The 8519-nt window shown below is 36.5% G+C and carries 8 protein-coding genes; 3 read left to right on the top strand and 5 right to left on the bottom strand.

Annotated features, from left to right (window positions below):
* Window positions 1-24 precede the first annotated feature (24 nt).
* From QAI40_RS08970 to dapB, 3 genes are read left to right on the top strand one after another with little or no spacing between them, the layout of a single operon-like run.
* Window positions 25-2670, top strand: a complete 2646-nt coding sequence (locus QAI40_RS08970; RefSeq protein ID WP_299979872.1) for a 1-acyl-sn-glycerol-3-phosphate acyltransferase — start codon at window positions 25-27, stop codon at window positions 2668-2670.
* Window positions 2671-2674: 4 nt separating this feature from the next.
* The gene (locus QAI40_RS08975; protein ID WP_299979875.1) at window positions 2675-4327 is read left to right on the top strand and encodes a sugar phosphate nucleotidyltransferase; all 1653 of its coding nucleotides are present in this window, start codon (window positions 2675-2677) and stop codon (window positions 4325-4327) included.
* Between the two features lie 13 nt (window positions 4328-4340).
* On the top strand, window positions 4341-5174 hold the full coding sequence (gene dapB, locus QAI40_RS08980; protein ID WP_299979878.1) for a dihydrodipicolinate reductase: 834 nt from the start codon (window positions 4341-4343) through the stop codon (window positions 5172-5174).
* Window positions 5175-5196: 22 nt separating this feature from the next.
* On the opposite strand, the gene QAI40_RS08985 is transcribed toward dapB, so the two are convergent.
* The 5 genes from QAI40_RS08985 to QAI40_RS09005 all read right to left on the bottom strand — a co-directional run bounded on the left by QAI40_RS08985 (window position 5197) and on the right by QAI40_RS09005 (window position 8243).
* The gene (locus QAI40_RS08985) at window positions 5197-6201 is read right to left on the bottom strand and encodes an NAD-dependent epimerase (RefSeq protein ID WP_299979881.1); all 1005 of its coding nucleotides are present in this window, start codon (window positions 6199-6201) and stop codon (window positions 5197-5199) included.
* Window positions 6202-6441: 240 nt separating this feature from the next.
* Entirely contained in the window at window positions 6442-6651 is a 210-nt protein-coding gene (locus tag QAI40_RS08990) for a hypothetical protein (protein ID WP_299979883.1), read from the bottom strand.
* Between the two features lie 115 nt (window positions 6652-6766).
* Window positions 6767-6976, bottom strand: coding sequence for a dodecin family protein (locus QAI40_RS08995; protein ID WP_299979887.1), 210 nt, complete (start codon window positions 6974-6976; stop codon window positions 6767-6769).
* 156 nt (window positions 6977-7132) lie between these two features.
* A complete protein-coding gene (locus QAI40_RS09000; RefSeq protein ID WP_299979890.1) occupies window positions 7133-7507 on the bottom strand; it encodes a cereblon family protein in 375 nt (124 codons plus the stop codon).
* A gap of 22 nt (window positions 7508-7529) precedes the next feature.
* Entirely contained in the window at window positions 7530-8243 is a 714-nt protein-coding gene (locus QAI40_RS09005) for an EI24 domain-containing protein (RefSeq protein WP_299979893.1), read from the bottom strand.
* Between the last annotated feature and the right edge of the window lie 276 nt (window positions 8244-8519).

Raw genomic sequence — 8519 nt, forward strand, 5'->3', positions numbered from 1 at the left:
GAAAATCCTTTGAGGAAAAAATTAATGGAATTATTTCAAAAGCTTAAAGACATTATCAAAAAATCCCGTCTTAAGCTTCGCAGGTTGGTCGACTGCATGCTGGGTAACACCTATAATTACTTTCTATGCTTTTACCCCGGCGATTCAGGATATTTTATCCAAAAGCTGATTAAACGATTGGCCAATAAGCTCAATTTTGATGATCACAATATAGAAAAGATAAAAAATATTGATAAGGACAGCATTGTTGTTTATGCCAGTAAAAATAAAAGAGTTTTTAATTTTTTATATTATCATGTCAAGCTTAAAAGCCTTGGCCTGCCTTATCCTCAGATAGGGTTTGATTTCAGGTTCTTTTTTCTTTTATCTATAAAACGACTGTTTCAAATTTTTCTTTGTCATATGGATCACTTTTTTCACTATTTTCATTTTAAGGATCCTTATACAACAGGTTATGCTACAAAAGAATTATTAAACGGCAGATCCGGGTTTGTCTGTCTGATTGAAGAAGAAGATTTCTATAAACGATTCATAAAATCAACCCCAGACCCCCTTTTCCTTTTAATAGAGCTTCAAAAGAGCATTGACAAATCCGTCATGATTATCCCTGAGGATATTATTTATGTTACAAAGCCAATGAGAAAGGATCCGACTATAGCTGATATTCTTTTTGGGACCCATGAAAAACCTGGGATAATAAAGCGCTTTTTTATCATATTAAGACGTCCTGAAAAAATCAGAGTCGAACTTGCAAATCCTGTTAATCTGAACGAGTTTATCAACAGGCCTGAGATTGAGCAGCTTGATTCGGAATTCCAAACCCATAAATTAAGAAGTCATCTGGTAGATATCCTGAACAGACAGAGAAAAAGTATTACCGGTCCTGTTTTAAAGTCAAGACAGGAAATTACTGAAGATATTTTAACCCGGAAATCTTTACGTGAATACCTGGCTGAATATGCCTCACAAAACAACCTTACTTTGAGAAAGACCCATAAAAAAGCCGCCGGTTATATCAAGGAGATTGCCTCCAATTACAACCTGCAAGTTATTAATTTAGCAAATAGGCTTCTAACCTGGGCGTTTAAAAATATCTTTGAAGATCTGGTTCTCAACCAGAAAGAAATCAATCGAATGAGAGAAAAATCAACCCAGGCACCTCTCATACTTGTTCCATGCCATAAAAGTCATTTGGACTATCTCTTGCTGCCCTATGTCATGTTTAGCAACAATATGCCCTGCCCCCATGTTGCTGCCGGCAAAAATCTGTCATTCTGGCCCCTGGGCCCTTTGTTCAGGGGGGCAGGTGCTTTTTTTATGAGACGAACATTTATAGGTGCGCCACTTTATTCAAAAATTTTTTCTGCCTACCTGGAAAAACTTCTTTATGAAGGATTTAATATAAAAATTTTTATTGAAGGCGGAAGAAGCAGGACTGGAAAACTTTTAACTCCAAAGCCAGGTGGCCTTGCCATGTTGATCAATGCCTATAATAACGGGGCTTGTGACAATCTTTATTTTGTACCCATATTTATCGGGTACGACCATGTCCTTGAAGAAGATGCTTATCTCAAGGAGATTGAAGGCGGCAAAAAAAAGCCTGAAACCTTAAAAGGGCTGATTAAAGCCCGTAAATTTCTAAAGAAAAAATACGGCAAAGTATACATGAAGTTTAATGAGCCCATATCCATTAAAAACTATATTAAAGAAAAAAATATTGATCTTTCCAAGACGTCAAACGAAGAATACATGCAATTTGTAAAAAGTTTTGGATATAAGCTGATCAATGCTATCAATACCAATGCTGTGGCCACCCCCCATGGTATCATTGCCAGTGCAGTATTAAACTGCTCAAAAAACAGTTTTGCAAAAAAACAGATGATTGCCAGGGTAAACACCTATATGAACATGCTGACGTTCATGAATGCAGAGCTTTCAGAAACTCTCTTGATTGATCCTGATAACACCTTAAAATCGGTAATCAATGACTTTATTTCAAGAAATTTTATTGAGCTTGCGGATGAAGATGAAGATGATATTACAGAACACACGGTTTTTATTGTTAAAGATAATAAGCGGGCTATTCTGGATTATTATAAAAATTCGGTGATCTCCTTTTTTGTCAATTTCGCATACACTGCCGTGGCTATACTTGAAACCGACAGGTTTGTGTTTTCTTCTTCAGATCTTGTGCTCAGATATAAATTTCTGGAAAAAATATTTACAGATGAATTTTTCTTTGACGAGGAGACCACCTATGAGGAAAATATCTCAATTTGTATTAAAGGATTCATAAATGATGGGATACTCGTACCTGATTCATCTGAATTAGATATGTTTCGCATCACTTCCCAGGGGTTAAGGAAACTCAAATGGTTTGCCGCCTTTTTACAACCATTTTTCGAATCTTATAAAACCGCTCTTCTTTATTTTGAAAAATATGAATCGGGTAAACATAAAGGAAAAGAAAGGGTCAAAAAAATCCATTCTATCGGAACAAAGCTGTATAAAGGGAAAATCATAATCCTAAAAGAATCTTTATCCCAGGTTAATTATAAAAATGCTGCCAATTATTTTACCAAGAATGGGGTTAACGGATCCAAAGATCATATACAAATTGAATATTATAAAAACATCCTTGACCGGTTAATCCTTTTAATCGCATCATAAAATCATGAAAGCACTTATTCTTTCGGCAGGATTTGGCACCCGGCTTTTACCCTATACAGAAAAAATCCCAAAGTCGTTGTTTACAGTCCTGTCCAGCCCCATGCTTGAACATGTTATTAAAAAGCTTGTGGACAATGGGTGTGAACAAATTCTGATCAACACCCATCATTTGTATATGCAAATAGAAGCTTTTGTTGCGCAAAAAGAATATAATGTTAACATTCAAACGATCTATGAGCCTGCCATTCTTGATACCGGTGGTGCCATTGCCAATGCAAAGCCCTTTTTAAAGGACAGTTCTTTTTTTGTCATTAATTCCGATATTATTTCAAATGTTGATCTTAAAAAAGTATACAATTTTCATAAAAAATCAAATTGCCTGGCAACACTTGTTCTTCATGATCACGATAGATTTAATAAAGTAAAAATCGATAATCAGGGATATATCCAAAATTTTGATTCAAAAACAGATGGTCTTGCATTTACCGGCATCCAGGTTTTGTCACCTCAAATTTATGAGTTTTTTCCCGATAAAAAAGTATTTTCAAGCATTGAGGTATATCAAAGCCTTTGCAGTGAGAAACAGATACAAGCATTTGTAGAAAAAGATATCTTCTGGTCAGATATCGGCACACCAGACTCCTATTCAATGACATCCCTTCTTGAATTAGCTGCATCAGAATTTCAGATCAAACATGACAGAATCAAACATATCCGGGTTGACAAACTTAAAGGGGATGGATCTGACAGAAACTGGTACCGGACAACATATAGAGACGGGTCTTTTATTCTTTCAGACCACGGTATTTGTATGCCCAAAAGTGGTCGGCTTTTGCAGCTTAATGCTTTTATCCATATCGGGAACCATCTTTTTTCAAAGAACATTCCTGTACCCCGTATCATAAATCATGACACACTTTCAGGAATGGTAATTCTTGATGACTTGGGAGATGTCCATCTTGAGACTCAGGTCAAACAAAAAAATAATAGTGAATTTACTATAAAGATCTATAAAAAAGTGATTGACCGGCTTATTGATTTTTCCATAAAGGGCTTTCAAGGATTTAAAAAGGAATGGACCTGTCAGACCGAGACCTACTCAAAAGAACTGATTATTGAAAATGAATGCCGGTATTTCATGGAGGCATTCATTCAAAACTATTTAAAGCTGGATGTCGCCTTTCATGGGTTTTCAGATGAATTTGAGCATATTGCAGACCATGCACTGAAACACGGATTTATCGGTTTAATGCACCGCGACATGCAGTCAAGAAATATTATGATACATAACAGCCAGATTTATTTTATTGACTTTCAATCGGCAAGACTGGGGCCTTTGCAATATGATCTTGCATCTTTGCTGATAGACCCTTATGTTAACTTAAAAGACCAAACAAGAAACGATCTTTTACAATACACCATGGAAAAATTAAAATTGAGCGGAATAGAAAGTCAAAACTTTTTTGAATGCTATCAATATTGCTGTTTGACAAGAAACTTACAATTTCTTGGAGCCTTTAGTTTTTTAAGCCAGATAAAAAAGAAAAAGAGGTTTAAGCGGTATATCCCTGATTCAGTAAAATCATTAAAAAGAATTATCGCTGATTTGAATACAGACAAACTTCCTGAATTATCAAAACTTGTTCAAGCAATTTAAGGAGTCATTTAGAATGGACAAAATAAATATCATGATCAATGGCCTGCCAGGGAACGTTGCAAAAAAAATGGCCCGGTTTGCCATCAATGATGACAGATTTAATGTGGTCCCCTTTTCCCTTACCGGTCAGGAAATTGAAGAAAACGCCATAACCATTGACCAAACACCATTTGAACTTGTAAGACGCGACAAAAGAGATGAAAAAATCACCCGGATTAAAACTCAGTTTGCCGCCTTTATTGCCATTGATTATACGCATCCAACAGCTGTTAACTCAAATGCCTTGTTTTATACCCGGAACCAGATCCCATTTGTCATGGGAACCACAGGGGGCGACAGGGAACAACTTAAACGGATTGTGAAAAATTCTTCAACACCGGCTGTCATTGCACCGAATATGGCCCAACAGGTTGTCGGATTCCAGGCAATGATGGAATATGCTGCAAACACTTTCCCCGGTCTCTTTGAGGGGTACACCCTTGAAGTGGTTGAAAGCCACCAAAATGGGAAAGCAGACACTTCCGGTACAGCCAAAGCAATGGTGGGTTACTTTAATAAGCTGGGAGCAGATTTTGATGTTAACGACATCAAAATGATAAGAGACCCTGAAGTACAAAAAAAGGATTGGGGAATTCCCAAAGAGCACCTGACCGGTCACGGGTGGCATACTTATACCTTAAAATCACCTGATGGGTCGGCCTTGTTTGAATTCAAACACAATATCAATGGCAGGGATATCTATGTCAGCGGCACCTTTGATGCCGTTCTGTTTCTTAAGGGAAAACTTATAGATCCTGATAATTCAAAAAAATTCTATACCATGATTGATGTATTAAATAAGGAATAATCGTTTCCAGACTTGCATATATTTATTTATAATATTTTTTATACCATTTAACAAAACTATTTATTCCCTCAACAATTGGAGTAGAGGGCTTAAATCCTGTGTCTTTTATCAGGTCACTGACATTTGCATAGGTTGCAGGAACATCTCCCGGTTGTAACGGTAAATATTCTTTAATGGCTTTTTTACCGATGGCCTTCTCAATGGCTTCAACAAATGCCATCAGGGCAACCGGTTGATTATTCCCGATATTATACAATTTATAAGGAACACAACTGCTGGAAGGGTTGGGGTTGTCAGACGTCCAGTCAGGATCTGCCTTGGGAATATTGTTCATCACCCTTACAACGCCTTCCACAATATCATCAATATAGGTAAAATCCCTTTGCATATCCCCGTTGTTAAATACTTTTATAGGTTCATTATTTAAAATTGCCTTTGTAAAAAGGAAAAGAGCCATATCAGGTCTTCCCCACGGTCCGTAAACGGTAAAAAACCTTAGTCCTGTTGTGGGAAGTTTATATAAATAACTATAGGTATGGGCCATTAATTCATTGGCTTTTTTTGATGCTGCATAGAGGCTTATGGGGTGATCCACATTGTGCCGTACAGAAAACGGCATATTGGTATTCAACCCATAGACAGAGCTGCTGGAAGCGTAAACCAGGTGCTTTACACCTGAATGCCGGCAGCCTTCAAGGATATTGCCAAAACCCACAAGATTACTATCGATATAAGATTCCGGGTTTTCTATGCTGTACCGGACTCCTGCCTGGGCAGCAAGGTTTACAACACAATCAAACTGATGAGTTTCAAATAGTTTTTTTATTTTTCCTCTGTCAGCCAGGTCAACCAGCTGAAATTCAAACCTTGGGGCTTTTTCAATAATGGAAAGCCTGGCCTTTTTAAGACTTACATCATAGTAATCGTTTAAATTATCAATCCCACAGACGTTATGAGCCTCTTTGAGCAGGCGATATGTTAAGGTAAATCCAATAAACCCTGCTACTCCTGCAACAAGAACTTTCATAATTATCCCTTATTCTTTCACTATGTCAATATTGAAAATGAGTTGTTTTTTTCGATTTATTTAGCATAAATGACTGCTCAAGGACAATGAAAATCATAAGAACGAAAAAAATCATCAACATGTTACAACCTTCATCGCAAGCGTGTTTATAAAACCAAATGGTTTTTCTTTTTTTGAAAAATTTTTAAATGATTCTAAATTCAGGTACACAATTGAGGTTTTGAACTAATGTATAATAAATTATGGTAAATCAGAATAACTCGGTGAGCTGCTCCATTTGCTGATTCTTTCCCAGCTGTATCTGTCTTCCCAGCCTCTTCTTCTTTCTTTAAAATTTTGTCTGTGTTCGATTCCTGGATACCCGGGCCCCATATCAAGGATACGCCTGTCCACCGGGGATCTGCGATCTACAGGAGATCGTTTTGCGTAAACACTTTTTGCATTCTGCATTTTTCCCTCCATTGTTGGCAGGGAAATTGTAAGGTTGGAATTTTTAAATTTGAAATTTGAAATTTCAATTTAAAACACAAATTCCCAACCTCATAATTTTCCCAGAGTTACCTTTTTAATCTTGATATTTAAAGGAAACCCTTAAATTTGTTCTGAATTGTGCAGGTTTTCCTTTCTCGATTTTAATATCAAGTTTCATCACTTCTGCGATTCTTAAATCTCTTAATGATTGTGATGCACGATCAATGGCACTGGTGGCGGCATCTTCCCAGGACTTTTCGCTGCTCCCTACAAGGTCAATAATTTTGTAAACACTGTCACTCATGGATTTCCTCCTGTAATAAGGTTTAAAAATTGAAATAGAAATGGAGATGGATTTGAAATCAGATTATTCGTACAGATTCAGAAACGATAGTCAGATTAGTTTAATTATAGAATAACATAAAAAATTGTCAAACGGTTTTTACTTGTGACCTTCAGGTTAAGGAAAAATTAATTTTTCAAGAATAAGTCCAAAAAATTTATTCGATTCTGACGAAAAAATCCAACCCAACTGAGTTGAACAATAACTACAGACACCTATCTTCCATGAAAATCCAATAAACCATGAAAATTCGTATGAGGCCATTGAGCTGGACCTGCATCCTTTTGCATCGCTGAAACATCCAATCTCAAAGACATAGCCATGGGGATTTGCAAAAGCATGGTGAAATGAATTATTTACGATAATCTGCTTGGATGGCTTTGTGATATGATTATTGCAAAAAGCGCAAACAATTATTTCTTCCTCTTTGGATAACGTATCCGTTTTCTTATCGGTCGATAGATCAATTGATTCTTTGCAAACCACAACCATACCAATTGTCCTTTTGGATGAATTATTGTTCTTTATCCAGATAATATAAGGTTGCCCCTACAGGTGCAAAAGATAAAAATAAAATATTCAACCACGGAATCAGAAAAAGGATTCCAAATCCTATATGAAACATTAAATTCTTCCTTAGAAACTTTATCCTTACATTAAACGGGTCCATTCTTCTTGCAGGTATCAGATCTGTATTGTCCCAGGCTAAAAACACTACAGCAGTAACCGAAGAGATGATAATGATAATCGGACTGACAGGAGTCATCAACCCTAACAGCATAATAATCAGGGAAATTACTACGGGAATAATTGCTCTGGGTATCTCCTGTTTAATCAGATGGAAAAAAAAACTGATCCATGATCCTTGTTCAAATGGCACTTCCCTGCCCAATATTATTTTTTCAGTAATTCTTGACATGTAATCCATGATAAAAACACAGAAAAATAGCTGGGCGATCAAATAAGAAAGAACCATGGCAATACCTGCAAGAAAGATAGATAAAACCCAGGAAACTGCTTTCCATATATATATCAACCAACCGGATTCCGGCATTTTCCAGATCATTAATAAAATTTCATCGTGCCAGTATAAAACAAGACCGGATAAGACAAGGGTAAAAAATAAAACGATGAAAAACCGCAATATCCCAAGCATCAACAGTTTTGGTGTTTTTAAAGCCAGAAACAGCCCTTTGATATTATATTTCAGCCCATCGAACAAATTCATTTTACGTCCTTTTATATCTTGATCTTTCTTGAGAAACATTTATATCTGTACTATAGAAAATTTAGTTTTTCAACTTCAAGGAGTCAAGGTTCCTGAAAATATTTTTTCATACCCGCCCGTATAGTGACTCTCCAAACGGATCCTGAACCTTACCTTTTAAAAACAAAAAAGGTCCACCCCATGATGCAGTATCATGGGGTGGACCTTTAAAAAAATGAACCGGCAACGTTCTACTCTCCCACACAGTCTCCCATGCAGTACCATCGACGCTAAAAA

The sequence above is a fragment of the Desulfobacula sp. genome (genome assembly GCF_030611305.1).
GTDB lineage: Bacteria > Desulfobacterota > Desulfobacteria > Desulfobacterales > Desulfobacteraceae > Desulfobacula.

Coding starts and splice junctions, on each gene's coding strand:
- QAI40_RS08970 (WP_299979872.1), top strand. CDS start 25: ATGGAATTATTTCAAAAGCTTAAAGACATTATCAAAAAATCCCGTCTT.
- QAI40_RS08975 (WP_299979875.1), top strand. CDS start 2,675: ATGAAAGCACTTATTCTTTCGGCAGGATTTGGCACCCGGCTTTTACCC.
- dapB (WP_299979878.1), top strand. CDS start 4,341: ATGGACAAAATAAATATCATGATCAATGGCCTGCCAGGGAACGTTGCA.
- QAI40_RS08985 (WP_299979881.1), bottom strand. CDS start 6,201: ATGAAAGTTCTTGTTGCAGGAGTAGCAGGGTTTATTGGATTTACCTTA.
- QAI40_RS08990 (WP_299979883.1), bottom strand. CDS start 6,651: ATGCAGAATGCAAAAAGTGTTTACGCAAAACGATCTCCTGTAGATCGC.
- QAI40_RS08995 (WP_299979887.1), bottom strand. CDS start 6,976: ATGAGTGACAGTGTTTACAAAATTATTGACCTTGTAGGGAGCAGCGAA.
- QAI40_RS09000 (WP_299979890.1), bottom strand. CDS start 7,507: ATGGTTGTGGTTTGCAAAGAATCAATTGATCTATCGACCGATAAGAAA.
- QAI40_RS09005 (WP_299979893.1), bottom strand. CDS start 8,243: ATGAATTTGTTCGATGGGCTGAAATATAATATCAAAGGGCTGTTTCTG.